The organism is Jiella pacifica (genome assembly GCF_010500815.1).
In the GTDB taxonomy this organism is placed as follows: Bacteria; Pseudomonadota; Alphaproteobacteria; order Rhizobiales; family Rhizobiaceae; genus Jiella; species Jiella pacifica.
Map to the genome: position 1 here is coordinate 1 of NZ_JAAAMG010000005.1, position 26940 is coordinate 26940.

Genomic DNA, 26940 nt, shown 5'->3' on the forward strand with positions numbered 1-26940 from the left:
GGGAAGGGGCCATGCCAGGGTGCGGTCTGTCTTCTGGACGACCAGGATTCTCCCGGCCTCCTTCCCGCTTCCCACCATACATCAATTCGAACACACAGGATTCTCGGGACGGGGCCCGAGAATGACGAGGCGTTGGGGCTGGCGCTCCCCAGTTCTCGAAATTCCCCTCGCAAACCGCCGTTTTTGAGCGCATTTCGACATTCGCCAACGCAGCGCCACGCCTTGCGTTCGCCCGTCAGTCCGAGACCACCGACCACTCCAGCGGCCGATCGGGGCGGAACACGACGACGCTGCCGTCCTCTCCGGCATCGACCGAGCGGAAGATCGCCGGATCCGGCGCTTCGCGCCGCAGCCTGATCCGGTCCTCGTTGACGGGCAGCCGGTAGAAAGCCGGGCCGTTGCGGGAGACGAAACCCTCCAGCTTGTCGAGCGCGCCTTCCTCGTCGAAGACCTGGGCGACATAGGGGATCGCGACCGGTGCGTTGAAGATGCCAGCGCAGCCGCAGGCGCATTCCTTCAGCGACACGAGATGCGGCGCCGAATCCGTGCCGAGGAAGAACTTCGGGCTGCCCGAGGTCGCGGCCTTGCGCAGCGCCTGGCGGTGGTTTTCGCGCTTGGCGATCGGCAGGCAATAGAGATGCGGCCGGATGCCGCCCTTGAAGATGTCGGTGCGGTTGATGATCAGATGCTGCGGCGTGATCGTCGCGGCGAGATTCTCGTCCCCCTCGCCGACGAAGGATGCGCCCTCCTCAGTCGTGATGTGCTCCATGACGATGCGGAGCGCCGGGAAGTCCTTGCGCAGCGGGGCGAGCACCCGCTCGATGAACACCGCCTCGCGGTCGAAGATGTCGATCGCGGGATCGGTCACCTCGCCATGGACGAGCAGCGGCACCCCGGCCTTCTGCATCGCTTCCAGAACCTCGTGAACGCGGGAGAAATCCTTCACGCCGGCGTCGGAATTGGTCGTTGCGCCGGCCGGGTAGAGCTTTACTGCGGTGAGTTCGCCGCTGGCGGCGCCCTCGGTGATCGCCGCCGGGTCGGTGGTCTCGGTGAGATAGAGCGTCATCAGCGGGCGGAAGCGCGTATCGCCCGGCAGCGCCGCCTGGACGCGGGAGCGATAGGCCCGCAGGTCCTCGAGCGTGCGAACCGGCGGCACGAGGTTCGGCATGACGATGGCGCGGCCGTAGAGGGCGGCGCTGACGGGGGCCACGGCCTTCAGCATCGCGCCGTCGCGAAGATGCAGATGCCAGTCGTCCGGGCGGATGATATCGATCTCGGTGGTAATCGGTCTGGTCCTTCGGCGTGTGGCGGGGCGGCAGGTGCGGGCTTGCGGCGTTCGCCCCGCGCCCTTGAGTACGGCCTCACCTTGCGGGCGTTTTCCGGTTTGAAACAGAGCCTCGGCGCGATGTCCAGTGGCGCGGCAGTCTGTCTTCCGCCGGGTTCGAGCACTCCGGCGCGCCCCCGCCACCTGCCGCGCTGCAGCAAAATGCGGCACGCACAAAAATGTGGCCGGGACCGTTGCGGCGGATTATTTTACGTGTAAACTAATTTTCGACAGGGAGACGGGCGTCTCCGCGCGTCGAGACCGAGTAACGCCAGGCCGGGCTGGAGCAATGATTCCGTCCACCGAAGCACTTCGCATGGGAGATGCAGGAATGACAACTATCCGCACCGTCGCCATCGGCCTTCTCGCCGCGACAGCCCTTGCCGGCTCGGCCTTCGCGCAGGAAAACTCCGGCGAAAAGCTCAAAGTCGGCCTGATGCTGACGCTGTCCGGCCCCGCGGCGGTGCTCGGCGAACAGGCTCGCGACGGCTTCCTGCTGGCGGTCGAGGACATGGGCGGCAAGCTGGGCGGGCTCGACACCGAGGTAACGACGGTCGACGACGAGCTGAAGCCCGACGTCGCCGCCAACAAGGCGCGCGAACTGGTCGAGCGGGACGATGCCGACTTCGTCGTCGGTCCGATCTTCTCCAACATCATGCAGGCGATCGCCAAGCCCGTCACCGACGGCGGCGCCTTCCTGATCTCCCCCAATGCCGGCACCTCGAACTTCGCCGGCGCCGAGTGCAACGAGAACCTCTTCGTCTCCTCCTACCAGAACGACCAGGTGCACGAGGTTCTCGGCAAATATGCTCAGGACGAGGGGTATGGCCGGGTCTTCCTGATGGCGCCGAACTATCAGGCCGGCAAGGACGCGCTCGCCGGCTTCAAGCACTCCTACAAGGGCGAGGTCGTCGGCGAGCTCTACACCCCGCTCGGCCAGCTCGACTTTTCCGGCGAACTCGCCCAGATCGCCGCGATGCAGCCGGACGCGGTCTACACCTTCATGCCGGGCGGCATGGGCGTGAACCTCGTCAAGCAGTATCGCCAGGCCGGTCTCGAGACGATCCCGTTCCTCTCCGCCTTCACCGTCGACGAGACGACGCTGCCGGCCCAAAAGGACGCGGCCGTCGGCTTCTTCGGCGGGGCCAACTGGGCGCCGGACATGGACAACGAGAAGTCCAAGGCCTTCGTCGCCGCCTATGAGAAGAAATACGGCAGCGTTCCGGGCACCTACGCCATGCAGGCCTATGACGCGGCCCAGATGATCGACGCGGCGATCAAGGCCGCCGGCGGCGATCTTTCCGCCAAGGACGCGTTGCGTGACGGCCTTCAGGCCGCCGAGTTCACCTCGCTGCGCGGCGACTTCAAGATCGGCCCGAACCACTATCCGATCCAGGACTTCTACCTCGTCAAGGTCGCCAAGCGCGACGACGGGAAGTATCAGACTGAGATCGAGAAGAAGATCTTCGACGATTATGCGGACAATTATGCCAAGGACTGCAAGATGAACTGAGGGGTCGGGGCTTGAAGGGCGACGCCGACAAGCGAGACAACGCGCTGCATCAGTAGCCCCTCATCCTGAGGTGCGACCTGAGCGCAGCGATGGGAGCCTCGAAGGGCGAGGGGCGCTCGGCTCGGCCTCGCTCCGTTCCGGTCTTGAACGGGAATCGCCTCAAACGGCAGCGCCCGCCCCTCGCCCTTCGAGGCTCGCTTTGCTCGCACCTCAGGATGAGGGGCGTCTGGCGTTTCGAGCGCGCTCTCGTCTGTCACGCCCACCGCAGTTTGACGGTTGCTCGGGACACTCTGACGATCCAGAGCATGAGAACGACACAGGATCCATGTTCAACCTCTTCCTCCTCCAGGCGCTGAATGGCGTCCAGTTCGGGATCCTCTTGTTCCTCGTCGCGGCGGGGCTGACGCTGATCTTCGGCATCATGGACATGATCAACCTTGCCCACGGCGTCCTCTACATGGTGGGAGCCTATTTCGCCGCGACCTTCACGGCGCTCACCGGCGATTTCCTTCTCGGCCTCGCCATCGCGTTGCCGGCCGCCCTCCTCTTCGGCCTGTTCCTGGAAGTGCTGATATTCCGGCATCTCTACGAGCGCGATCACCTCGACCAGGTGCTGGCGACCTTCGGCCTGATCCTGATCCTCAACGAGGGCGTCAAGATCGTCTGGGGCGCCGCGCCGATGAGCGTGCCGATCCCGGAAATCCTGTCCGGCGCCATCCCGCTGATCGGGCCGCTGCAATATCCGTTCTACCGCGTCGTCATCATCGCCGCCGGGCTTCTCACCGCCGTCGGCCTGTGGCTCCTCGTCAACCACACGCGGATCGGCATGCTGCTCAGAGCCGGGGCGGTCAACGCGCCGATGGTCTCGGCGCTCGGCGTCGACATCCGCCGGCTGTTCATGCTGGTCTTCGGCTTCGGCGCGATGCTCGCCGGCTTTGCCGGGGCGATGGTCGCGCCGATCCTGTCGGTCGAGCCGGGGATGGGCGACGGCGTCCTCATCCTCACCTTCGTCGTCATCGTCATCGGCGGCGTCGGCTCGGTGCGCGGCGCTTTCGTCGCGGCGATCCTGGTCGGCCTCGTCGACACGCTGGGCCGCACCTTCGGCCCGATCGTGCTGAGGGCCGTCATGGACCCGTCGGCCGCCTCGCAGACCGGCCGGACGCTGGCGCCGATGCTGATCTACATTCTGATGGCGGCCGTCCTGTTCTTCCGCCCGTCGGGACTTTTCCCGGCGAAGGGCTCGGCGGCATGAGCGCGGGAACCTCCAACGTCGCGGTTCCCGGCGCGGTGCCGGACGTCGCGCCGCGGCGGGGCGGCATGCTGGCCGGACGCGGATCGGCGCTGGCCGCGGCGCTGATCTTCGCCGCCCTCGCCGTGCTGCCACCGATCGCCCTTGCCATCGGCGATCCGTTCCTCGTCGTCACGGCGACGCGCATCCTCGTCTTCGCCATCGCCGCCTTGTCCCTCGACCTCGTCCTCGGCTACGGCGCCATGGTCTCCTTCGGCCATGCCGCCTTCGTCGGCCTCGGCGCCTATGCGGTGGCGATCCTGGCGTCCCACGGCATCGACGACATCCTCGTCCAGGCCCTGGCGGCGATCGGCGTCTCCGCGCTCTTTGCCCTCGTCACCGGGGCGATCTCGCTCCGAACCAAGGGCGTCTACTTCATCATGATCACGCTCGCCTTCGGCCAGATGGCCTATTTCTTCATGGTCTCGCTGTCCGCCTATGGCGGCGACGACGGCCTGACGCTGTCTGCTCGCTCGACGCTGTTCGGCCTGCCGGTGCTCTCCAGCGACGTCTCGCTGTTCTATGTGAGCCTCGCCGTCCTCGCGAGCGCCTTCCTCGGCCTGCGCGCCCTCACTCTGTCGCGCTTCGGCCGCGTCCTGCGGGGCACCCGGGAAAACCCGATCCGCATGCAGGCGATCGGCTTCCAGCCATTCGCCTTCCAGCTGACCGCCTACGTCATCGCCGGCGCCCTCGCCGGCCTCGCCGGCGTCCTTCTCGCCAACCAGGCCGAGTTCGTCTCGCCGGCCTATATGAGCTGGCAGCGCTCGGGCGAGCTCATCGTCATGGTCGTCCTCGGCGGCATGGGCACCCTTGTCGGGCCGATCGGCGGCGCCATCGCCTTCCTCCTTTTGGAGGACTGGCTGGCGCATTTCTCCGAACACTGGAAGCTCGGCCTCGGCGTCCTTCTCGTCCTCCTCGTCCTGTTCACCCGCGGCGGCATCGCCGGCGGCGTCGAGCGGCTGTTCGGGAGGGCCCGGCCGTGAGCGAACCGCTGCTTGCCGTCACCGACCTGCGCAAATCCTTCGGCGCCCTCGCCGTCACCGACGGGGTCAGCTTCGACGTTCACGGCAACGAGCTCCACGCCATCATCGGGCCCAACGGCGCCGGCAAGACGACGCTGATCCACCAGCTCTCCGGCAATCTCGCCAGCGATTCCGGCACCGTTCGCTTCGCCGGCGAGGACATCACCAAGCATTCGATGGTCGACCGCGTGCGGCGCGGCCTCGCCCGCTCCTTCCAGATCACCTCGATCCTCGACGGCTTCACCGTCCTTGAGAACGCGGCGATGGCAGTGCAGGCTCGATCCGGCTCGAGCTTCCGCTTCCTGCGGCCCGCCTCGAAGGAGAGCCCTCTCAACGACGAGGCGAGGGCTGCACTGGCGCGGGTCAAGCTCGACGACCGGGCGCACCGCCGTGCCGGCAGCCTCTCCCACGGCGAAAAGCGCCAGCTGGAGATCGCCATCGCGCTGGCGACGGGGGCCAAGCTCCTCCTCCTCGACGAACCGCTAGCCGGCACCGGCCACGAGGAATCCGCCGTCCTGGTCGCGCTGATGCAGGAACTGAAGCTGACCCACACCATCGTTCTCATCGAGCACGACATGGACGCCGTCTTCGCGCTGGCCGATAGGGTCAGCGTCCTCGTCTACGGCCGGCTGATCGCCACCGGCACGCCCGAGGAGGTTCGCGCCCATCCGGAAGTGCGCGCCGCCTATCTCGGCGAAGAGGAGGCCGCCTGATGCAGGAAGTCGCCTCATGCTGAAAGTCGAGGGCCTCGAAAGCGCCTATGGCGACAGCCGCATCCTCTTCGGCATCGACCTCTTCGTCGGCGCCGGCGAGGTCGTCACCCTGCTCGGCCGCAACGGCATGGGCAAGACGACGACGGTGAAATCGATCTTCGGCCTGCTCAAGCCTCGCGGCGGGCGCGTGTCGATCGACGGCGAGGACGTCACCGGCAAGCCGCCCCACGTCGTCGCCAAGCGCGGGCTCGGGCTGGTGCCGGAAGGACGGCAGATCTTTCCGACCCTGTCGGTGGAGGAGAACCTCGTCGCCACCCACCGCAGCAGCCGGGGCAGCGACCGAACGAGCGCCCCGAAATGGACCCTCGAAAGCGTCTACGCCCTGTTTCCCCGGCTGAAGGAGCGCCGCCGCAACATGGGCAACCAGCTGTCGGGCGGCGAACAGCAGATGCTCGCCATCGGCCGGGCGCTGATGACCAATCCGCGCCTCGTCGTCCTCGACGAAGCGACGGAAGGCCTCGCCCCGCTGATCCGCGAGGAGATCTGGGCCTGCCTCACCGAGATCCGCAACGCCGGCGAGGCGATCCTCGTCATCGACAAGAACGTCGACGCGCTGGCCCGCTTCGCCGACCGCCACGTGGTGATCGAAAAGGGCCGCGTCGCCTGGTCAGGCACGACGGCGGAGCTGCGGGCGACCCCGGCGGTGAAGGAGCGGTTTCTGCATGTGTGAGGTGCAGCGATCCGGCTCCATGAGCGCCTCGACGAGCGGGCGGACGGATCGAAGTGCCGTCGTTCTCGGACATGTCGCCACAAGATTTACACCTCTCAGAGGGGCTTCGTTGGTAAGCCGGTGCCAAGCGGCGTCACCGTGGACGGATGGCGGCGAAACTCCGCAGCTTCGTCATTCTCGGGCCCCGTCCCGAGAATCCAGGGGTAGCTGCCGCAACGTCTGCCGCTTGCGCCTCCTGCAGCTGAAGCCAAAGGCGCCCGACGATTCCTGGATTCTCGGGACGGGGCCCGAGAATGACGAGCCGTTGAGGGTGGCGCCTCCAGTTTCTGCACCGTGGCATTTCGACCTTCCTTCGCGAGATACCGTCTTGGAAGAGCTTTTTGTGTCCCGTGAATTCCATGAGGACAAGCCGGGCAATGGCGCCGCGGCTAAGGCAAGGCTCAGCATCCACCATTCGCAACCCCTAGCTGATGCAGCGCATCCAAGACGGGTCACCGCCCTTGCCGGCGGCAAGCGCGGCGCATTCAAGAAGCACTCAACTCAAGGAGCCCCATCCATGCCAGTCATGACCATCGGCGTATCCAAGGCCAACGAGGGGATGGACGGCATCAGCTGGAACATCCTCGGCCAGACCTACGTGCCGAAGCAGCATTCGGAGGCGTCGTTCTCCTGGCATGCGACGTTCCATGTCGGCACCTTCGTGCCGCCGCACATCCATCCGACCCAGGACGAGTTCGTCTACATTCTGGAGGGCCGGCTCGACGTCCTGCTCGACGGAAAGGAAGGCTTTGCCGAGCCGGGCGATCTCGTGCGCCTGCCGAAGGGCATTCCCCATGGTCTCTTCAACAAGACGGACGCGAACGTGAAGTGCCTGTTCTGGGTCTCGCCGGCCCAGCGGCTCTACGATCTCTTCTGGGCCCTGCACAATCTCGGCCCGAAGGCCGATCCGGCCGACATTGTCGCTGTCTCCGCCCGCCACGAGGTGGACTTCCTGCCTCCGCCCGACGCGGCTTGAGGAGGGGCGGACCGGCGTCGTGTCTTGCGAGTGAAGGGGTGAAGGAGACAATGCCATGAAGGTCATCATCGTCGGCGCCGGGATCGGCGGGCTCACCACGGCCCTGATGCTGCACAAGCGCGGCATCGAGGCAGAGGTCTACGAGCAGTCGGCCGCCGTGCGCGAGATCGGCGTCGGCATCAACACCTTGCCCCACGCAATCCGCGAACTCGCCGAGATCGGCCTGCTGCCAGCGCTCGACGCGACCGGCATCCGCACCCGCGAGCTCTACTACTACAACCGCCAGGGCCAGGAGGTGTGGCGCGAGCTGCGCGGCATCGACGCCGGCCATCCGGTGCCGCAGTTCTCGATCCATCGCGGCCGGCTGCAGAAGCTGATCCACGATGCTGTCATCGACCGTCTCGGCCCCCAGTCGGTGAAGACCGGCCTCGCCTTGGCCGGCTGCATCCAGGACGAGGGCGGGGTGACCGCCCATTTCACCGACGCCGTCAGGGGCGCTGCCGGCACAACGGTGCGCGGCGACGTTTTGATCTGCGCCGACGGCATCCATTCGGCGGCTCGGCGGCTGTTCTATCCCGACGAGGGCGCGCCCTCCTGGAACGGCGTCCTGATGTGGCGCGGCGCTACCGAGTGGACGCCGTGGCGGGACGGCCGGACCATGGCGATCGGCGGCGGCATGGGGGCGAAATTCGTGCTCTATCCCATCGCCGAGGCCGAGGGCGGCAAGCAGTTGATGAACTGGGTCGTCAACATCAAGATGGCCGACGCGGCGAAGTCGCCGCCGCCGAAGGAGAGCTGGTCGCGCCTCGCCCAGCGGTCATTGGTTCTGCCCTATGCGAAACGCTTCGCGATCCCGGACTTCGACGTCGAGGCCCTGGTGGAGGCGACCCCGCAGGTGTTCGAATATCCCATGTGCGACCGCGATCCCCTGCCCCGTTGGACCTTCGGCCGGGTGACGCTCCTCGGCGACGCGGCCCATCCGATGTATCCGGTCGGCTCCAATGGCGCTTCGCAGGCGATCCTCGATGCCCGCTGCCTCGCCGACAATCTGGCGCGGTCCGAACACCCCCGCCAGGCGCTCTTTGCTTATGAGCGCGAGCGTCTGCCGGTGACGGCCGAGGTCGTCCGGATGAACCGCAGGGGCGGCCCAGAAAGGGTCATCGACGAGGTCGAGAAGCGCGCGCCGGCCGGTTTCACCCATGTCGAGGACGTCATCCCGCGCGCCGAGCTGAAGGCCATCGTCGGCGGCTATGCCGGCAAGGCCGGCTTTGCCACCGAGGCGGACCGGCAGGTGACAGAGCGCCGGGCGGCAAACGGCTGATTTCGTTCGACAGCGACATCCGGTTGCCGGCCTATGCCGAATTAGTTTAAGGTTAAAGGAAATCGCGCAGGACATCCGCCCCGTGGCCAAGACCGATCACCCCCGTCACGTCCTCGTCACCGGCTCCTCGCGGGGCATCGGCCGGGCGATCGCCGGCGCCTTCGTCGCGGCCGGCGACCGGGTGACGGCGCATGCCCGCACGGCGGGAAGCGCCGACGCGGCAATGGCCGAACTCGGCGCTCACGGCGCCATCGCCGCGGACGTCACCGATGCGCTGGCGCTGCAACGGGCGATCGCGGCGGCAGTGGAGGCCGGCGGCCCGATCGACGTCCTCGTCAACAATGCCGGCGGCGCCTCGACGGCCCCCTTGTCGCGCCTCGACGTCGATCAGCTTCGCCAGATGATGGCGCTCAACCTCGAGCCGGTTTTGACCGCCATCAAGGCCGTGGTCCCGGCGATGAAGGAGAGCGGCGGCGGGCGGATCGTTACCGTCGCCTCGACGGCAGGGCTCAAGGGCTACACCTATGTCGGCGCCTATTCCGCCGCCAAGCATGCGGTCGTCGGCCTCACGCGGGCCTTGGCGCAGGAACTCGCCGGCTCCGGCATCACCGTCAACGCCGTCTGCCCCGGCTATACCGACACGGCGCTGATCGGCGACAGCCTCGACAAGCTGGAAGCCAGGACCGGCCGGTCGCGCGAAGAGCTTCTGAAGAACTTCACCAAGGTCAATCCGCTGGGCCGGCTGATCGCGCCGGAAGAGGTCGCAGATTGCGTGCTGTGGCTCGCCGGACGGAATGCTGGCGCGGTAACGGGCCAGGCGATTGCGGTCGCGGGAGGCGAGATGTGAGCTCCACCCGCCTGCGCGAACATGTCGACGCCGAATCCAAGCTCGACGAGGACACCGTGAATCACCGGGTTGAGCTGCGGCTGTGGCTGCGGCTTCTCACCTGCGCCAATCTCATCGAGGCCGAGATCCGCAAGCGGCTGCGGGAGAATTTCGACACCACCCTGCCCCGCTTCGACCTGATGGCGCAGCTCGAACGCGCGCCGGACGGCATCCTCCTCGGCGAACTCTCCCGCCGCATGATGGTCTCGAACGGCAATGTCACCGGCCTCGTCGAGCGGCTGGTCCAGGAAGGGCTGATCGAGCGGCAGGTTTCCGAACGGGACCGCAGAGCCGCCCTCGTTCGCCTCACCGAGCGCGGCGCGGCCGTCTTCGCCAAGATGGCCAGAGCCCACAGCGACTGGGTGGCCGAGCTTCTCGCCGGCCTCTCCGCTCAAGACCAGAAGGCGCTGTGGTCGCGGCTCGGCGACCTCAAGCTCTCCGTGCGTGTCGCCACCGAGGGCGACGGCGACGCCATGGCACAGCCCGATCCGGAGGAAGACCGATGAGACGCCAGAACGCCATCGCCGCGCCGCTGACCGACTTTTCGCCGGAGCACTTCCAGCTGTCGATCGACGGCGGCATCGCCACGGTCACGCTGAACCGGCCGGAGAGAAAAAACCCGCTCACCTTCGAGAGCTATGCCGAGCTGCGCGACACGTTCCACGCGCTGCGCTTCGACGATACGGTCAAGGCGGTCGTGATCACCGGCGCGGGCGGCAACTTCTCCTCCGGCGGCGACGTCTTCGATATCATCGAGCCGCTGACCAAGATGGAAGCCGCCGAGCTTCACGCCTTCACGACGATGACCGGTGACCTCGTCAAGGAGATGCGCGCCTGCCCGCAGCCGATCGTCGCCGCGGTGGAAGGCGTCTGCGCCGGCGCCGGCGCGATCATGGCCATGGCCTCCGACATGCGGGTGGGCGCTACGGGAGCCAAGGTCGCGTTCCTGTTCAACCGCGTCGGCCTTGCCGGCTGCGACATGGGCGCCTGCGCCATCCTGCCCCGGCTGATCGGCCAGGGACGCGCCTCGGAGCTGCTCTACACCGGCCGCTTCATGAGCGCCGAGGAGGGCGAGCGCTGGGGCTTCTTCAACCGCCTGACGGAGAAGGACGGGGCGCTCGCCGGCGCGATGGAGATGGCGAAGGCACTGACCGAGGGGCCGACCTACGCCAATTCCGTCACCAAGAAGATGCTGCAGATGGAATGGGCGATGGGCGTCGAGGAGGCGATCGACGCCGAGGCGATTGCCCAGGCGCTGTGCATGAAGACTGGCGACTTTCGCCGGGCCTTCGAGGCTTTCGCGGCCAAGCAGAAGCCGGTCTTCGAGGGGAACTGAGGCCGTGGCGGACAAGAGCTTCCTCGACTGGCCGTTCTTCGAAGAGCGTCACCGCGCGCTGGCGGAAGAGGCCGACGGATGGGCTGCCGCCAACGTCCCCTCGCTGGTCGACCACCACGACGTCGATGGCAGCTGCCGGCGCCTCGTCGCCGCCATGGGCTCGGCGGGGTTCCTCGCCCACGCGGCGCCCGAGGACGGACGTTTCGATGTCCGCAGCCTCTGCATCCTGCGCGAGACCTTGGCCCGCCATGACGGGCTCGCCGACTTCGCCTTCGCCATGCAGGGGCTCGGCACCGGCGCTTTGACGCTGTCGGGCAGCGAGGCGTTGAAAGAGCGGGTCATGCCCGGTGTTCGCTCGGGCAAGACCATCGCGGCCTTTGCCCTGACCGAGCCCGAGGCCGGCTCCGACGTCGCCGAGATCGCGCTCGCAGCCACCCCCGCCGGCAACGACATGGTCCGGCTCGACGGGGAGAAGACCTGGATCTCCAATGGCGGCATCGCCGGCCACTACGTCGTCTTCGCCCGCACCGGCGAGGCGCCCGGCGCCCGCGGCCTTTCGGCCTTTTCGGTGCCGGCCGACACGTCCGGCCTCATCGTCGCCGAGCGGCTGGAGACGATCGCCCCGCATCCCCTCGCCCGGCTGACATTCGAGGACTGCCGCATTCCGGCTACGAACCGCATCGGCGAGGCCGGCGCCGGTTTCAAGATCGCCATGGCGACCCTCGACGTCTTCCGCTCGACGGTCGGCGCCGCGGCGCTCGGCTTTGCCCGCCGGGCGCTGGACGTCACATTGGAGCGCGCCCAAACGCGAAAACTCTTCGACGCGCCACTGGCCGACATGCAGCTGACCCAGACCGCGCTGGCCGAAATGGCGACGGCGATCGATACCTCCGCCCTCCTCGTCTATCGCGCCGCGTGGACCCGAGACGCCGGCGCGCCGCGCATCACCCGCGAGGCGGCGATGGCCAAGATGGTCGCCACCGAAAGCGCGCAAGAGGTCATCGACCGCGCCGTGCAGCTGCACGGCGGCGAAGGCGTGCGCTCCGGCTCGGTGCCGGAGACGCTCTACCGCGAGATCCGGGCGCTGCGGATCTACGAGGGTGCCACGGAAGTGCAGAAGCTGATCATCGCCCGCCAACTCCTGTCGTCCTGAGGAGATCCGCCATGTCCGCTACATGCCATGTCGACCGCTTCGTCCTCGACAATCTGCCGCCGGCGGATCTGATGCCCGACTTCGTCAATCTCGACCGGCTCGGCTATCCGGAGATGCTGAACGCGACGGTCGAGCTGGTCGACCGGCATGTCAGCGAGGGCCGCGGCGACCGGCCTGCCCTGCTCGCGCCCGGCGGTGTACGCTGGACCTATGGCGATCTCGCCCGGACGATCGACCGCATGGCGAATGTCCTGACGCAGAAGCTCGGCCTCGTGCCCGGCGCCCGCGTCCTTTTGCGCTCGGCGAACAACCCGACCAAGGTCGCGCTCTACATGGCGATCATCAAGGCCGGCGGGATCGTCGTCGCCACCATGCCGCTGCTGCGTTCCCGCGAACTCGTGCAGATCCTCGACAAGGCGAAGATCGGTCTCGTCCTGTCCGATGCGGCGCTCGGCGAGGAGATGGAGAAGGCCACGGATCTTGCCGCCGAGCGGCCGCGCGTCGTCACATGGTCGGGCACGGCGGGCGGCGAACTCGGCGCCCTCCTGGAGGGTGCCTCCGACCGGTTCGAAGCCGCACCGACGCGGGCCGACGATCCCTGCCTCCTCGGCTTCACCTCGGGCACCACCGGGCTTCCGAAGGCGACGATCCACTATCAACGCGACCTCCTCGTCATCTGCGACTGCTACGCCAAGGAGATCCTCCAGGCGAACGAAGACGACGTCTTCATCGGCTCGCCGCCGCTCGCCTTCACCTTCGGGCTCGGCGGCCTCGTGCTCTTCCCGTTCCGGGTCGGCGCCTCGGCGGTGCTGCTCGAAAAGGCCGGGCCGGCGGATCTCGCCAAGGCGATCGGCGAATACAAGGCGACGATCTCCTTCACCGCGCCGACGGCCTATCGCGCCATCCTGTCGAAACTCGACGAATACGACCTCTCGTCCTTGCGCAAATGCGTCTCGGCCGGCGAGACCCTGCCGAAGCCGACCTTCGACGCCTGGCACGAGGCGACCGGCATCAAGCTGATGGACGGCATCGGCGCGACCGAGATGCTGCACATCTTCATCGCCGCGCGGGAGGACGAGATCCGCCCCGGCGCGACGGGAAAGCCGGTGCCGGGCTACGAGGCGAAGATCGTCGACTTCGAGGGCAACGAGATGCCGCGCGGCACGTCGGGGCGGCTCGCCGTGCGCGGCCCGATCGGCTGCCGCTATCTCGCCGACGAGCGCCAGCGGGTCTATGTCGAGAAGGGCTGGAACGTCACCGGCGACACCTATGTCGAGGACGAGGACGGCTATTTCTGGTTCCAGGCGCGCAACGACGACATGATCGTCTCGGCCGGCTACAACATCGCCGGACCGGAGGTCGAGGCGGCGCTGCTCTCCCATCCCGCCGTGATGGAGACGGGAGTGGTGGGAGCGCCCGATCCCGAGCGCGGCCATGTCGTGCGCGCCTATGTGGTGCTGGCCGAAGGCTACGAGGACACGCCGGCCCTTGCCAAGGACCTGCAGGACCATGTGAAGCGCGAGCTCGCGCCATACAAATATCCGCGCCAGATCGTCTTCGTCGACGGGCTGCCGAAGACCCAATCCGGCAAGATGCAGCGCTTCGCCCTGCGCCGTCAGGCGGAGGAAGAGGCGCAAAGACAGGGAGAAAACGCGTGAATCTCACCCGGCCGGTCGCCGGCGAGACGGAGACGTCCGCCGCAGGGATGGACGACGAGGGGCTGACGGTGCTGCAGCCGGAAGGCTGGAAGAAGCCGAAGGGCTATGCCAACGGCATGATGGGCCGCGGCCGTCTGGTGCTCACCGGCGGGCTGATCGGCTGGGACGACAACGAGGTGTTCGCCGACGGTTTCATTCCGCAGGTCGAGCAGACGCTGAAGAACGTCGTCGCCGTCGTCGCCGCGGCTGGCGGCCGGCCGGAGCACATCGCCCGCCTCACCTGGTACGTGAAGAGCATTGCGACCTATCGGGCCTCCCTCGCCGAACTCGGGCCGGTCTATCGCCGGGTGCTCGGCCGGCACTATCCGGCAATGGCGCTGGTCGAGGTTTCCGATCTCGTCGAAGAACAGGCTCTCGTCGAGATCGAGGCGACGGCGATCCTGCCGGATTGATGGCGACGGGCCGGGATGCTTGCGCCTCCGGCCCGCCCAACGCATCAAGTCTCTCCCGGCAGTTCCCCGCGAACGGTCGGCCCCCATCGAAGGAAGCTGCGCCCCATGGCCTATGACGCAATCTGGACGGGCGGCGAACCGATCGCCGACTACGACGCCGCCTATGACAATGGCGGCTCAATCACCGACGCCGCGAGCTACCTGCCGCGCTGGCAGGCGAAGGCTCAAGCGTTTCGCGAGGCTTTGACGGCGGCGGGCCGCGCCGAACTCGGCGTCTCCTATGGCGACAAGCCGCGTCAGCATTACGACCTCTTCCGGCCGGAAGCCGAGCCGAAGGGCTTGGTCGTCTTCGTCCATGGCGGCTACTGGAAGGCCCGCGACATCGCCGACTGGTCCCATCTCGCCGGCGGCGCCCTGGCGACAGGCTTTGCCGTCGCCATGCCGGAATATACGCTCTGCCCCGAAGCGACGATCCCCGAGATCACCCGCGAGATCGGCCACTTCCTCGATCAGGTGGCAGTGAGGATCCCCGGCCCGATCCGGCTCTCCGGCCATTCCGCCGGCGGCCATCTCGTTACCCGCATGCTCTGCCAGGGTGCACCGATCGCGGCCGAGACCGCCGCGCGGATCGACCGCACGGCCTCGATCAGCGGCTGCCACGATCTGCGCCCGATCATGCTGACCGGCATGAACGCCGTCCTCGGTCTCGACGCGCGGACGGCGCGGGCGGAGAGCCCGGCGCTTCTGGAGCCGAGGGCGGGCGTCGACCTTCTCTGCCTCGCCGGCGGGGCGGAACTGCCGGAATTCCGCCGCCAGAACGCCCTCCTTGCAAACGCCTGGCACGGCTTCGGCGGCAGGACCCGTGCCGTCGAGCGGCCGGGCCGGCATCACTTCGACATCGTCGACGACCTGATCGACCCAGCGAGCGAGCTCGTCGCATATCTCGCTGGCACAGCCTGACTTCGGGAAAAGCCCCACGCGCAGGCAGACCCCGGAAATGCCCGGAGCCTTTGCGCATCGGCCATCCTTTTCAAGGCGTTCTCCGCCACGGCCCTACGTCGCGGACCCAAGGGCCGCGAGCCACATTGCGGCGTGACTCGCTTGACCGGCTGCATCACGCGGCATGCCGCGCCACCTGTGTCACGCGGCGATCACTGGCAGGAACAGAGCGCTTCGGACGCTTGGTCATTCCAGGCACCGCCGACATAGGAATAGCTTCGGTTGCTTCGGAAGTGGGGCTCGCCCGAATTGATGTGCTTCCACAAGGTGATGGTGCAGCCGCCGCCGACCTGGAAGGAGGAGACCTTATCGTTCCATGAGGGCTTGTAGAGGATGCTCTCGCATCCGGCCGAATGGCCGTTGGTGGTGCAGCCGACGCTTTCGCCATTCACCATCCGGATACGGTCGAAGTCGCCGAAACGAAGGCTCGCTCCGCCATAGTCCCGGTGCTCGTAGATGGTACAGCCCGCACGGGCCTTCGGGATCGTCACGGCCCCGCCTTGCGCGGTCCAGCGGATCGACCCGCCCTCGAAGTCCGAACGGCGATATTGTCCATCCTGATATTCATCGCTGATCGGGTAGCCCAGCGCACCGCGCTCCCAGCCCATCGACGCCCATTTCTGGCGGATCGCTCCATAGACGGCGTGGGCGCCGGTCTGCGGCGTCCAGTAGATCGAGGATTCCGGTCTGCCGGGAAGATTGATCTGCCGGAAGTGATTGAAGCGCCCCCGACGGTCGGGCGTCACCGTTTCGTCGGTGATCGGGTATCCGTAGCCGACCCGGCCAAGCGACGTCCACTTGTCCTCAATCGCACCCCAGACCGCAAAAGCGCCGATCGTCGGGTGCCAGTAGATCGCACCGTTGCGGAAATTGTTGAACCGTCCACCTCCAGGCGCATCCGCCTCATCGCTCATCGGCGCGCCGAGCGGCCCCGCTTCGCGCCCGAGGGCGGCATATTTTGCCCCTATGGCACCGTAGACGGCAAAGGCGAAGACACTTGAAGCGCATGCGAACAGGATCGCCACTCCGAGAAGGGCGACTTTTGTGTTGAAAATGCCCATCGTCACAGCTCCGCTTGCAACGACGTTACTTTACGATAGGCTGCAAGCACATATCAGTTCATCAAGTAAAATTGATCCATGACGGCCAATCTCATTTTTCGAACGGATGTCAACACAATGCAGCCAGTAAAAATTCGTGGCTTCTTGTCGTTCATTCTCGATCGTCGCTCGGTCAGGCATCGATGGCGCATCGGCTTTCTGGCGGACTACGGCCGCGGCCTCGACGGGCCGACGGCCAAACCCCGCTCCGTCTCAATTTCCGCCAAGGCATGCGGCCGCGGCCGCGCCTTGCGCCGCGTCTCGATTTCCTGCTCGCGCTTTTTCGACAGCTCGCGGTGCGCCTGGTCCCGGCCGGCGAGATACTGTTTCGGCCAATGCTGGTTGCGCGTGTCGTACCAGGCGGCGGCCTCCTTGGTGAAGTAAGGATTCCACATGTGCGGGCGGCCGAGGGCCACCAAGTCGGCCCGGCGGGTGTGGAGGATGGTGTTGACCTGAGCCGCCTCGGTGATCGCGCCGACAGCCATGACCGCCATCTTCGGGACGTTGCGGATCGCCTCGGCGAACTTCACCTGGAACATCCGGCCGTAGAGGGGCTTCTGCTCGGCAACCGTCTGGCCGGCCGAGACGTCGATCAGGTCGCAGCCCGCCTCGGCGAAAGCCTGCGAAATCGCGAAGGTGTCCTCCTCGTCGATGCCGCCCTCGGCCCAGTCGCTCGCCGAAATGCGCACCGACATGGGCTTGTGAGCCGGCCAGGCCTCGCGCGTCGCCGAAAAGACTTCGAGCGGATAGCGCAGCCGGTTTTCGATGGAGCCGCCATACTCGTCCTCGCGCCGATTGGTCAGCGGCGACAGGAACGAGGCGAGGAGGTAGCCATGGGCGCAGTGGAGTTCGACCATGTCGAAACCGGCGCGCTCCGCCCGCTCCGTCGCCTGGACGAAGTCGGTCTTGATCCGGTCCATGTCGGACCGGTCCATCGCCTTCGGGGCGGCGCTGACGCCATCCATGTATGGGAGGGCCGAGGCCGAAAAGAGCGGCCAGTTCTTCGCCTTGTCCTCAAGCGGCATGTCCATCTTCTGCCAGCCGAGCTGGGTCGAGCCCTTGCGGCCGGCATGGCCGAGCTGCATCACCATCTTCGTCTTCGAATGGGCGTGGACGAAGTCGTTGATGCGCTTGAACTGCGCCTCCTGCGCGTCGGTCCACAGGCCCGGACAGCCCGGCGTGATGCGCGCATCGGCCGACGGGCAAGTCATCTCGACGAACACCATGCCGGCGCCGCCGAGGGCATGCGAGGTGTAATGGACGAAGTGCCAGTCGGTGAGGTTGCCGTCCTCGTCGGCGGAATATTGCGCCATCGGGGACATGACGACGCGGTTCTCGACGACCATGTCGCGCAGCTTGAACTTCGTGAACATCGGCGTCGGCCGGCTTTTGCGGTAGTCCTCGCCAGTCTGCCGATAGAGCTGCTCGTAGAAGGCGGTGTCGACCTTTTCGACGAAGCCCGGATCGCGGACGACCAGATTGTCGTAGGTGATCGATTTCGCCCGGCACATCACCACCATGGCGAACTGCTCCGCGCTCATGTCCCAGGATCGGTTCATGTGCTCGAACCAGGCAAGCGAGACGTCGGCATTGTGCTGGATGATCTGGCAGGGCGTGCGGCGCTCGGCCTCATAGGCCTCAAAAGCTTTGAGGGTGCTGGTTTCGGCATGCTCGACTACCGCGTCGGACAGCGAGATGGCGCATTCCATGGCAAGCTTGGTGCCCGAGCCGATGGAGTAATGGGCCGAGGCCTTGGCGTCGCCGAGGAGGACGATGTTCTCGTGCCACCACCTGTCGCAGAAGATCCGCGGAAACTGCCGCCAGTTCGACCGGTTGAGAAGCAGCGGATGGCCCTGCAGCTCTTCGGCATAGAGGCTTTCGAGCACCGCCTTCGAGCCTTCCTCGTCCATCTGGTCGAAGCCGTGGCCGCGCCAGCAGGCGTCGTCCATCTCGAAGATCCAGGTCGAGCGGCCCTTCTCGTACTGATAGGTGTGGGCGCAGATGATGCCGTGCCGGGTCTCGCGGAAGAAGTAGTTGAACTCGTCCATCGGCCGGGTCGAGCCCATCCAGCAGAAGCGGTTCGACTGGACCGCCACCTCCGGCATGAAACTCTCGCGAAAATGCTCGCGGATGCGCGAATTCACCCCGTCCGCCGCGACCACGACGTCGGAATCGGCAAAGCGGGTGGCGATCTCCTCCGGCGGGATCGAGACGCCGAAATGCATCTCGACGCCCTCCTCCCGGCAGCGCCCCTGCAGGATGGCGAGGAGCTTCATGCGCGAGATGCCGGCAAAGCCGTTGCCGGCGCAGCGTATCTCGGCTCCGTGCTTGTGGACCGCGACATCGTCCCAATAAGCGAAGTCGTCGCGGATGCGGTCGAAGGACTTCGGATCGCGCGACAGGAACTCGTGCAGCGTCTCGTCGGAGAAGACGACGCCAAAGCCGAAGGTATCGTCCGCGCGGTTCTGCTCGTAGACGGAAACGTCCCACTCTGGCCGACGCTTTTTGGTCAGGAGCGCGAAATAGAGCCCGCCGGGGCCGCCGCCGATCACCGTGATGCGCATCGCCTGCTCCTTTCGACCCATCAGGATTAGTTTAGGCTTAAAGCATATCTCGATCAATCCTCTCCTTGCTCCCCTTTTCGTTGAATCACCGAGGACTACAGCCCTCAATCCATTGCGTCAGGCAAGTTGCCGGCCGATCGGAACCGATCTGCATCACCAGCGGTTCACATATGCGTGAGCCGACCGCATACCGGCCGAGCCTGAAGGAAAGACCCATGTTGTGGACGATCGCCGTCATCCTTGTCATCCTCTGGCTGCTGGGCGCCTTCGCGTTCCACGTGGCCGGCGGTCTGATCCATCTCCTGCTGGTGATCGCCGTCATCGTCGTCATCTATCAGGTGGTCACTGGTCGCCGCCGGCTCTGAAGGCGTATCTCTCGCTTCCAGCCCAGATCGCGTAGCTGCAGAAAGCGCCTTGCGCGCCGGCACAATCTGCACGGGCGCCCGTCAACGCGTCGTAACCTCCCGCGCCTGTCCCCAAATCCACCGCGTGACGCAGACGCCGGTGGCCGACCAGACCGTCGAGGCTTTTTCGTCCCCACGTCGATAAGGCGGAAGACGTTTTGAGCGACTGCCCGACTCCGGCAGTTGCCGAGCGAAGGGCCTACCCGACTTCGCGCCAATCCGGCTCGGCGATCCCCGCGCCCGAAAAGGGATCGACCAGCGTGCCGCAGACGATCCTGCCCAGGAGCTTCGGCAGCGGCGGAACGCCGGCGAGGACCGGGACGAGGCGGTCACGCAGGAGCGGCAGGGCCCGCGAATCCGACTGGTAGACCGGAGTGAACAGCGCCGAAAGCATCTGGAAAACCCTGAGATGGAAGTGCCTGCGGGCGGCGTAGCCGGCCAGCGCCGTCGTGAGGTCGACCGCCCCCCTCAGGGCGGCCGCCAGGGCGGCTGCGTCGAGCAGCGCCATGTTGGCGCCCTGGCCGAGCTGTGGGCTCGCCGAATGCGCCGCGTCGCCGATCAGGACGAGCCGTTCGCCGACCGGGGATGCCACCGTGTGGTGGCCATAACGGGCGAGCGTGAACGCCTCGAAGCCGCCCGCCCGGGCAAAAAGCGGCGCCGCCTCGGGAAAGGATGCCGCAATGCGCTCGTGAAAGACCGGATAACCTGCAGCCTGATGTGCCGGGTAATCCCCGGGCTTGAGGCTGAAAAACAGCGCCGCCTTGTCTTCGCCGTCGCCGAAGGGCCGGCCGAGCGGCAGGACGCCGATCATCACGCTGGCGCGGCGATAGCGCTGGACGAGCACGTCGCCGGCCGTCTCGCCGGAAAAGGCGACGCTCGTCCAGATCGCACCATAGGGCAGCGGGCACGGCTCGCTCGCACCCGCGATCGCGGCGCGAAGACGGGAACGGGCGCCACTCGCGTCGACGACGAGATCGAAGCCGGCGCTGCGGACGCCCTTCGACGAAACGAGACGGATGGCGCGGTCGCCGGGTTCTGTCCGATCGCAGTCGAACCCCCTCTCCACCGCGACGCCTTCGGCCTTCACCGCATCGAACAGGATGTCGAACAAGGCGTGCCGGTGGATCGCCAGCCCGAAGCGGCCGGCCCCGCCGCCGCCATAGGCGATGTCGAGCACACGCCGCAGGCTCTCGGTGTCCCGGCCCTCCAGCCGCCTGATGATCTTGCCGCGCGCCACCGCCGGTTCGACGAGGCCGAGCGCGGCCATGACCGACAGGCCGGTCGGCTGCAGCATCAGCCCCGAGCCGACCGGCTGTGGTTCGGCGAAACGCTCGAAGACGGTGACGCGGTGCCCTTGGCGACAGAGCAGCAGTGCCGCGGCGAGGCCGGCCGGCCCTGCGCCGGCGACGGCGATCTCCAGCGGCTTCATCAGCGGCGGCGGAGTACGACGAGCGCCATCTTCACACCGCCTGGCCGCAGGCCCGCCGGTAGCGCCGCACCGTCTCGGCCATGCCGAATTCCAGCGCATCGGCGGTGAGGCCGTGGCCGATCGACACCTCGGCGAGATCCGGGATGCGGGCGAGGAGCGGCGGCAGGTTGGCAAGCGTCAGATCGTGGCCGGCATTGACGCCGAGGCCGAGGCCGAGCGCCGCGTCGGCAGTCTGCCCCAGCCTGTCAATTTCCGCCCGGGCGGCCGCCGCGTCGGCATGGGTTGCGCCGTAGGGGCCGGTATAGAGCTCGATCCGGTCGCAGCCGGTCGCGGCCGCAGCCGGGATCTGCGCCGGGTCGGCGTCCGCAAACAGCGAGACCCGTGCGCCCTCGCCCCGAAGCCGCGCCACGATCGGCTCGAGAAAGCCACCCGCGGCCGCAAAATCCCAGCCGTGATCGGATGTCGGCTGCGACGGATCGTCCGGCACAAGCGTCACCTGCTCCGGCCGCGCCGCCGAGACGAGGTCGAGGAACTCCTTCGACGGATAGCCCTCGATGTTGAACTCGGCCTCGGGAAACTCTTCGTCGATGAGGGCACGAATCTCCGGCAAATCCGAGAAGCGGATATGCCGCTGGTCGGGCCGCGGATGGACGGTCAGGCCATGGGCGCCTGCCGCAAGTGCGATGCGCCCCAGGCCGATGACGCTCGGCCAGGGCAGATCCCGGCGATTGCGCAGCATGGCGACGGCATTGAGGTTCACCGAAAGTTCGACCGTCATGTTTCCCATCCTTCCCCGTCTTGCCGGCAAGGCCACGGCCGGCGGAACGCTCCATCGCGCCATCGCGGCGCCGGCGCAAGGCCGCGCCTCCATCGTGGCCGCAGTGATCGAGACTGGAGCCCGGGTCCAGCCCCCTGCCGCGGGTGCGGGCCGGGAGCCGACGAATGTCGACAAAGTCCAATCGCACGAACATCTTGCGGGGCTGCGATCCGGCAAGAGGCCGTGCAAAAAAACTTGCTTTGACGCCCCGTGCGGTTGACTTCCGGGCCCGTCCGCCTTCCTCTCTGGCCTCGCACGAAATTCCCCGGGAGGAAGATTGCATGGGCGGTTCGAAATTCATTCCGATCGTCGTGGCCCTCATCGTCGGCCTGTTCATCGGCTGGCTGCTTGGGCCCGATGTCGACGACGTCCGCGACGACGTCGACGAGCAGATCGCCTCCCTGAAGGGGCCGATCGACCAGACGAGAACCGGCGTCCAGACGGTTTCCGATACGCTCAGCGCCAAGCTCGACGAGACCAACAAGGCCGTCACCGACGCCGTGGCGGGCCTGCAGGGCCAGATGGACCAGCTCGGCCAGACCATCCAGACCAAGACCGACGAGATCGCCACGGCCGTCCAGCCGCAGGCCGATCAGGCGGCGGACGCGACCAGCCAGGGTCTTGCCGATCTCAAATCCGAAATCGCCAAGCTGCAGGAGAGCGTCGCCGGCCTTTCACAGGGCGGTGGCGCCGCCGGCGGCCAGGGCGGCGACATGGCGCAGCTCGTCCAGTCCGTCGGCGCGACAGGCGCGATCCTCGTACCCGGCCAATCGGCGATCTTCGGCTCCAGCCGCCTGACGCTTTCGGAAGTCTCCGAGGGTTCGGCGAAGCTGGCCGCGGGCGGCGGCGAGGCGCAGGACGTCCAGGCCGGTTCGTCGGTCGATGTCGGCGAGGGATGCTCGGTGACGCTGTCCGGCGTCGCCTCCGGCGCGGCGTTCCTGTCGGCGAAGGGCTGTGAAGGCGGCTCCGGCCAGGCTGCCTCCGGCAGTTCCGAGGGCGACCAGCAGCAGGCGGCAGCCCAGGGCGGCCAACAGAGCGGCCAGGGTTCGGGCCAGGGCGCAGCCGCAGCGGCCGCCACTTCCGAAACCAGCGGCCAGGCGGCCCAGGAAGGCCAGCAGGCCGAACAGGAAAACTCGGACCAGCAGAGTCAGGGCAGCGAGCAGCAGGCTGCGGCTTCTTCCGGACAGGGCGCCGGCGGCGGACAGGTAGGCAGCTCGGGTGGTCCGGTTCCGGTCGGCGGTGTCGCCACTTTCGGCGAGACCAAGATTTTCGTGTCGGGCGTCAATGACGACGGGGCGATGCTGATGGTGGTCGGCGGCCAGCGCGAGCAGGTCGCGACGGGCTCCAGCCTCGATGCCGGCAATGGCTGCACCATCACGCTGGAAAGCACCGAGAACAACGCCGCGACCTTGTCGGCCAGCGGCTGCGAAGGCGGCCAAGGCGATGGGCAGCAGACCGGCCAGAGCGGCCAAACCGGCGACCAGAGCGCCCAGCAGAACCAGGGCGGCCAGCAGGCTCAGGGCAATGAGGCTCAGGGCAACAAGCAGCAGGCTTCGGCTTCGGCCGGCGAGGGGTCCGGGTCGGAGGGCAGCCAGCAGGCCGCCGCCGATGGCGGATCGTCCTCGCAGGCTGGCCAGCAGTCCGGTTCCGGCGACAGCTTCGGCCCCGGCCAGACCGCGGTGTTCGGCGAGAACCGGATCTTCGTTTCGGGAGTGCAGGACAATGCCGCGACGCTCTTCGTCGTCGGTGGTGCCGGCCGCAAGAGCGTCGACGTCGGCCAGAGCGCCGACATCGGCAATGGTTGCTCGATCACCCTCGATGCCGTGAACGAAGGCAAGGCGACGCTTTCGGCGAATGGCTGCGAAGGCGGCCAGTCCGGACAGTCCGGACAGAGCCAGCAGACGGATCAGTCGCCGCAACCGCAGCAGAGTGGTGAAGCGGCCGGGGAAGCTGGCAGTGAGGCTGAGCCGGCGCAGTCCGCCGCTGCGCCGGAGCCGGCCGCGCCGACTGCGGACGACGCCACCTCGCAAGCGCCGGCCGCGCGAACCGAGACGGCGTCTCTTGGTTCGGACGCGACCGGCACGGGCCAGACCAAGGCCTTCGGTGATCATAAGGTCTTCGTCTCCGCCGTATCCGACCAGGGCGCGACCCTCTACATCGTCGGCACGGGTCGACAGGTCGTGGCGACCGGTCAGTCGGTCGATCTCGGCGGCGGCTGCTCGGTGACCGTCGACCAGGTCGGCGGCGGCGCGGCGGTCCTGTCCGGCTCCGGCTGCTGACGCGACAACCAGCTTTTGAATGCAGATCGGGGCGCCGGGCTTTTGGGCGGCACCCCGATTGGATTTGCTGAGGATCGTGCCCGCCACTCGGACATGCTCGAGGTCGGCCACGTGAAGCGGGCAGACGGCAGGGCCAGATTCTGGACCTCCTGCGCGACCTCCACAAGGAGTTCCGCACGGCGCTGCCCGTGATTGCCCGCGACATGGGCGTCGTCGCTGAGATGGCCGACCGCGCCATCGTCATGCGCCATGGCCGAATGCTAGAACGGGGATCGGTGGCGGCGATCTTCGCCGCACCGAAGAACGCCTATATGCGGGGGCTTCTTGCCACCGTGCAGCGCATCTGCGGCAGTGAGGCCGGATGGAGACATGCCCACTTCCGAGCGGCAGCGAGATTCCCGTCGTTTCTGCATCGCCCCTCCCTGCCCTTCGCCCGAAGCCGATCATTGCCGACGGAAGCCGCTCGGCCCTCCATTGCCCTGGGTGCAGGCGCGGGTGCTGCGGCTGTTGCGGAAACTGCAGGCGGAGTTCGGCATCACCCATCTGCTCATCACCCCCGACATCGCGGTGGTGGAGTCGGACGGGATGGCCGTGGCGGGACCGGCGGATCCCCCGTCTGAACGGGGACCCGCCGCCGCACTGATCCTCAACCGTAGCTCGACACCGCCGAGCCGGCCAGCGCCGCCGTGTTCAGGAGGCCGCGCACCGTCACGCCGGGGGTGACGATATGCGCCCGGTTGCCCATGCCCATCAGGATCGGGCCGACTTCGAGGCCGCCGGCGACCGACTTCAGGATGTTGCGCACGGCGCCCGCCGCGTCCGAGTTGGCATAGACGAGGACGTTTGCCCGCCCCTCAAGCCGCCCGCCCGGAAACAGCCGGTCGCGCAACTCAGCATCGAGGGCGGTGTCGGTGGTCATCTCGCCCTCATAGGCGAAGTCGAGGTGCTTCTCGTCGAGAAGCTTCAGCGCCCCGCGCATCACCCGTCCGGATTCGTTGTCCAGATTGCCGAATTGCGAACTCGAACACAGGGCGATCTTCGGCTCGACGCCGAAGCGGCGCACGTGCCGTGCCGCCGCGATCACCGTTTCGGCGACCTGGGCCGCATCGGGCGTGATGTGGACGTGGGTGTCGGCGACGAAGAGGGGACCCTTGTCGAGAATGATCAGCGACAACGCCGCGACCGGATGGAGCTCACTGGTCGAGAGGATCTGGGTGAGATGGCTCAGATGCCAGCGATACTCGCCGAAGGTGCCGCAGATCATGCTGTCGGCCTCGCCGCGATGCACCATCACGGCGGCAATGGCCGTGGTGTTGGTGCGCATCACGGCGCGGGCGAGATCGGGCGAGACGCCGCGCCGGCGCATCTGCTCGTAATACGTCCCCCAATAGTCGCGGTAGCGCGGATCGTCCTCGGGATTGACGATCTCGAAATCTTCGCCGGCGCGGATCTTCAGGCCCTCGCGCTCCAGCCGGGCGTTGACGACGTCCGGCCGGCCGATGAGGATCGGCCTGTCCTGGGTCTCCTCGACCATCGCCTGGGCGGTGCGCAGCACCCGGTCGTCCTCGCCCTCGGCGAAAACGATCCGCCGGCTCGACGCGCGCGCGGCATCGAACACCCGGCGCATGACCGAATAGGAGCGGTAGACCTGGGCGTTCAGCCGGGCGCTGTAGGCTTCGAGATCGACCGGCCGGGTCGCGACGCCCGATTCCATCGCCGCCTTGGCAACGGCATAGGCGATGGTCGGCAGCAGCCGCGGATCGAACGGTTTCGGGATCAGATATTCCGGCCCGAAGGTCAGGCGCTCGCCACGATAGGCGTGGCCGACTTCGGCCGAGGCGGTCTCACGTGCGAGCCCTGCGATTGCCTCGACGCAGGCGAGCTTCATTTCGTCGTTGATCTCGGTGGCGCCGACATCGAGCGCCCCGCGAAAGATGAAGGGGAAGCAGAGGACGTTGTTGACCTGGTTGGGGTAGTCAGACCGGCCCGTCGCGATCAGCGCGCCCGGGGAAGCCTCGCGAGCCTCCTCCGGCATGATCTCCGGCGTCGGATTGGCCAGCGCGAAGATGATCGGCCGCTCTGCCATCCTCGCCACCATCTCCTTGGTGAGGAGCCCCGGCCCGGAAACGCCGAGGAACAGGTCGGCGCCCTCCATGGCTTCGAGAGTCGTGCGCATTTCCGTCTCGCGGGCGAACTCGGCCTTTTCGGGGGAGAGATCGTTGCGAAGCTTGTGCACCACGCCCTTGGAATCGAGCATGGTGATGTTTTCGCGCTTCGCCCCCATCACCAGGAACATCTTCAGGCAGGCGATGCCGGCCGCGCCCGCACCGAGGGCGACGATCTTGATGTCCTCGATGTTCTTCCGCGCAACCTTCAGCGCGTTCACCGCCGCCGCCGAGGCGACGATCGCCGTGCCGTGCTGGTCGTCGTGGAAGACCGGGATGTTCATCTTCTCGCGGCAGAGCCGCTCGACGATGAAGCACTCCGGCGCCTTGATGTCTTCCAGATTGACCGCCCCGAAGGTCGGCTCGAGGCTGGCGACGATCTCGGCGAGCTTTTCGGGGTCGGTCTCGTTCACCTCGATGTCGAAGCAGTCGACGCCGGCGAACTTCTTGAACAGGACCGCCTTGCCCTCCATCACGGGCTTCGACGCCTGGGCACCGATATTGCCGAGGCCGAGGACGGCCGTGCCATTGGAGACGACGGCGACGAGATTGCCCTTGGCGGTGTAGCGGGCCGCATCGCCGAGGTTCTTCTGGATCTCCAGGCACGCCTCGGCGACGCCCGGCGAATAGGCGTTGGAGAGATCACGGCCGGTGGTCATCGGCTTGGTGGCGCGGATCTCCAGTTTTCCGGGCTTGGGAAACTCGTGATAGTCGAGCGCTTCCTGGCGTTTCGAGAGGGGCTTTGACTCTTCGTTGGACATGTTCTGGCGTA

The 26940-nt window shown here is 67.1% G+C and carries 22 protein-coding genes; 16 read left to right on the top strand and 6 right to left on the bottom strand.

Annotated features, from left to right (window positions below; translation table 11 throughout):
* Nucleotides 1-235 precede the first annotated feature (235 nt).
* Nucleotides 236-1285 carry a dihydroorotase gene (gene pyrC, locus GTK09_RS07610; protein WP_163462787.1) on the bottom strand — a complete coding sequence of 350 codons (1050 nt, stop codon included), beginning with the start codon at nucleotides 1283-1285 and terminating at the stop codon, nucleotides 236-238.
* A 370-nt stretch (nucleotides 1286-1655) separates the two neighbouring features.
* Between pyrC and GTK09_RS07615 the strand changes: the two genes are divergently transcribed.
* The 14 genes from GTK09_RS07615 to GTK09_RS07680 all read left to right on the top strand — a co-directional run bounded on the left by GTK09_RS07615 (nucleotide 1656) and on the right by GTK09_RS07680 (nucleotide 15371).
* Nucleotides 1656-2837, top strand: coding sequence for an ABC transporter substrate-binding protein (locus tag GTK09_RS07615; RefSeq protein WP_163462446.1), 1182 nt, complete (start codon nucleotides 1656-1658; stop codon nucleotides 2835-2837).
* Between the two features lie 325 nt (nucleotides 2838-3162).
* Entirely contained in the window at nucleotides 3163-4089 is a 927-nt protein-coding gene (locus tag GTK09_RS07620; RefSeq protein WP_163462448.1) for a branched-chain amino acid ABC transporter permease, read from the top strand.
* Entirely contained in the window at nucleotides 4086-5108 is a 1023-nt protein-coding gene (locus GTK09_RS07625) for a branched-chain amino acid ABC transporter permease (protein ID WP_163462450.1), read from the top strand. Before GTK09_RS07620 ends, GTK09_RS07625 begins: the two co-directional genes overlap by 4 nt.
* A complete protein-coding gene (locus GTK09_RS07630) occupies nucleotides 5105-5860 on the top strand; it encodes an ABC transporter ATP-binding protein (protein ID WP_163462452.1) in 756 nt (251 codons plus the stop codon). Before GTK09_RS07625 ends, GTK09_RS07630 begins: the two co-directional genes overlap by 4 nt.
* 16 nt (nucleotides 5861-5876) lie before the next feature.
* Nucleotides 5877-6590 (top strand): ABC transporter ATP-binding protein, encoded by a 714-nt coding sequence (locus GTK09_RS07635; RefSeq protein WP_163462454.1) that lies wholly within the window; start codon nucleotides 5877-5879, stop codon nucleotides 6588-6590.
* Nucleotides 6591-7146: 556 nt separating this feature from the next.
* Nucleotides 7147-7605 (top strand): cupin domain-containing protein, encoded by a 459-nt coding sequence (locus GTK09_RS07640; protein WP_163462456.1) that lies wholly within the window; start codon nucleotides 7147-7149, stop codon nucleotides 7603-7605.
* A gap of 55 nt (nucleotides 7606-7660) precedes the next feature.
* Nucleotides 7661-8926 carry a flavin-dependent oxidoreductase gene (locus GTK09_RS07645; RefSeq protein ID WP_163462458.1) on the top strand — a complete coding sequence of 422 codons (1266 nt, stop codon included), beginning with the start codon at nucleotides 7661-7663 and terminating at the stop codon, nucleotides 8924-8926.
* An 82-nt stretch (nucleotides 8927-9008) separates the two neighbouring features.
* Nucleotides 9009-9773 carry an SDR family NAD(P)-dependent oxidoreductase gene (locus GTK09_RS07650; protein ID WP_163462460.1) on the top strand — a complete coding sequence of 255 codons (765 nt, stop codon included), beginning with the start codon at nucleotides 9009-9011 and terminating at the stop codon, nucleotides 9771-9773.
* A complete protein-coding gene (locus GTK09_RS07655) occupies nucleotides 9770-10318 on the top strand; it encodes a MarR family winged helix-turn-helix transcriptional regulator (RefSeq protein ID WP_163462461.1) in 549 nt (182 codons plus the stop codon). The genes GTK09_RS07650 and GTK09_RS07655 overlap by 4 nt, the downstream gene beginning before the upstream one ends.
* On the top strand, nucleotides 10315-11148 hold the full coding sequence (locus GTK09_RS07660) for an enoyl-CoA hydratase family protein (RefSeq protein ID WP_163462463.1): 834 nt from the start codon (nucleotides 10315-10317) through the stop codon (nucleotides 11146-11148). Before GTK09_RS07655 ends, GTK09_RS07660 begins: the two co-directional genes overlap by 4 nt.
* Before the next feature lie 4 nt (nucleotides 11149-11152).
* Nucleotides 11153-12301, top strand: coding sequence for an acyl-CoA dehydrogenase family protein (locus GTK09_RS07665; RefSeq protein WP_163462465.1), 1149 nt, complete (start codon nucleotides 11153-11155; stop codon nucleotides 12299-12301).
* An 11-nt stretch (nucleotides 12302-12312) separates the two neighbouring features.
* Nucleotides 12313-13959, top strand: coding sequence for an AMP-binding protein (locus GTK09_RS07670; protein ID WP_163462467.1), 1647 nt, complete (start codon nucleotides 12313-12315; stop codon nucleotides 13957-13959).
* Between the two features lie 47 nt (nucleotides 13960-14006).
* The gene (locus GTK09_RS07675; RefSeq protein ID WP_163462788.1) at nucleotides 14007-14411 is read left to right on the top strand and encodes a RidA family protein; all 405 of its coding nucleotides are present in this window, start codon (nucleotides 14007-14009) and stop codon (nucleotides 14409-14411) included.
* A gap of 105 nt (nucleotides 14412-14516) precedes the next feature.
* On the top strand, nucleotides 14517-15371 hold the full coding sequence (locus tag GTK09_RS07680; RefSeq protein WP_163462468.1) for a hormone-sensitive lipase: 855 nt from the start codon (nucleotides 14517-14519) through the stop codon (nucleotides 15369-15371).
* A gap of 191 nt (nucleotides 15372-15562) precedes the next feature.
* On the opposite strand, the gene GTK09_RS07685 is transcribed toward GTK09_RS07680, so the two are convergent.
* Both GTK09_RS07685 and GTK09_RS07690 read right to left on the bottom strand, forming a co-directional pair.
* Nucleotides 15563-16471 carry a hypothetical protein gene (locus GTK09_RS07685; protein ID WP_163462469.1) on the bottom strand — a complete coding sequence of 303 codons (909 nt, stop codon included), beginning with the start codon at nucleotides 16469-16471 and terminating at the stop codon, nucleotides 15563-15565.
* A gap of 206 nt (nucleotides 16472-16677) precedes the next feature.
* Nucleotides 16678-19074 carry an oxidoreductase gene (locus GTK09_RS07690; protein WP_163462470.1) on the bottom strand — a complete coding sequence of 799 codons (2397 nt, stop codon included), beginning with the start codon at nucleotides 19072-19074 and terminating at the stop codon, nucleotides 16678-16680.
* A 215-nt stretch (nucleotides 19075-19289) separates the two neighbouring features.
* Here GTK09_RS07690 and GTK09_RS07695 point away from each other — a divergent pair, with 215 nt between their 5' ends.
* The gene (locus GTK09_RS07695) at nucleotides 19290-19439 is read left to right on the top strand and encodes a lmo0937 family membrane protein (protein WP_163462471.1); all 150 of its coding nucleotides are present in this window, start codon (nucleotides 19290-19292) and stop codon (nucleotides 19437-19439) included.
* A 238-nt stretch (nucleotides 19440-19677) separates the two neighbouring features.
* On the opposite strand, the gene GTK09_RS07700 is transcribed toward GTK09_RS07695, so the two are convergent.
* Complete coding sequence (locus tag GTK09_RS07700; RefSeq protein WP_163462472.1) at nucleotides 19678-20907, bottom strand: FAD-dependent oxidoreductase; 1230 nt, start codon at nucleotides 20905-20907, stop codon at nucleotides 19678-19680.
* A 31-nt stretch (nucleotides 20908-20938) separates the two neighbouring features.
* The gene (locus GTK09_RS07705; RefSeq protein WP_163462473.1) at nucleotides 20939-21685 is read right to left on the bottom strand and encodes a pyridoxine 5'-phosphate synthase; all 747 of its coding nucleotides are present in this window, start codon (nucleotides 21683-21685) and stop codon (nucleotides 20939-20941) included.
* 320 nt (nucleotides 21686-22005) lie between these two features.
* Here GTK09_RS07705 and GTK09_RS07710 point away from each other — a divergent pair, with 320 nt between their 5' ends.
* Nucleotides 22006-24003 carry a hypothetical protein gene (locus GTK09_RS07710; RefSeq protein ID WP_163462474.1) on the top strand — a complete coding sequence of 666 codons (1998 nt, stop codon included), beginning with the start codon at nucleotides 22006-22008 and terminating at the stop codon, nucleotides 24001-24003.
* A 646-nt stretch (nucleotides 24004-24649) separates the two neighbouring features.
* Here the strand turns inward: GTK09_RS07710 and GTK09_RS07715 are convergent.
* Nucleotides 24650-26929 carry an NADP-dependent malic enzyme gene (locus GTK09_RS07715; RefSeq protein WP_163462476.1) on the bottom strand — a complete coding sequence of 760 codons (2280 nt, stop codon included), beginning with the start codon at nucleotides 26927-26929 and terminating at the stop codon, nucleotides 24650-24652.
* Nucleotides 26930-26940 lie beyond the last annotated feature (11 nt).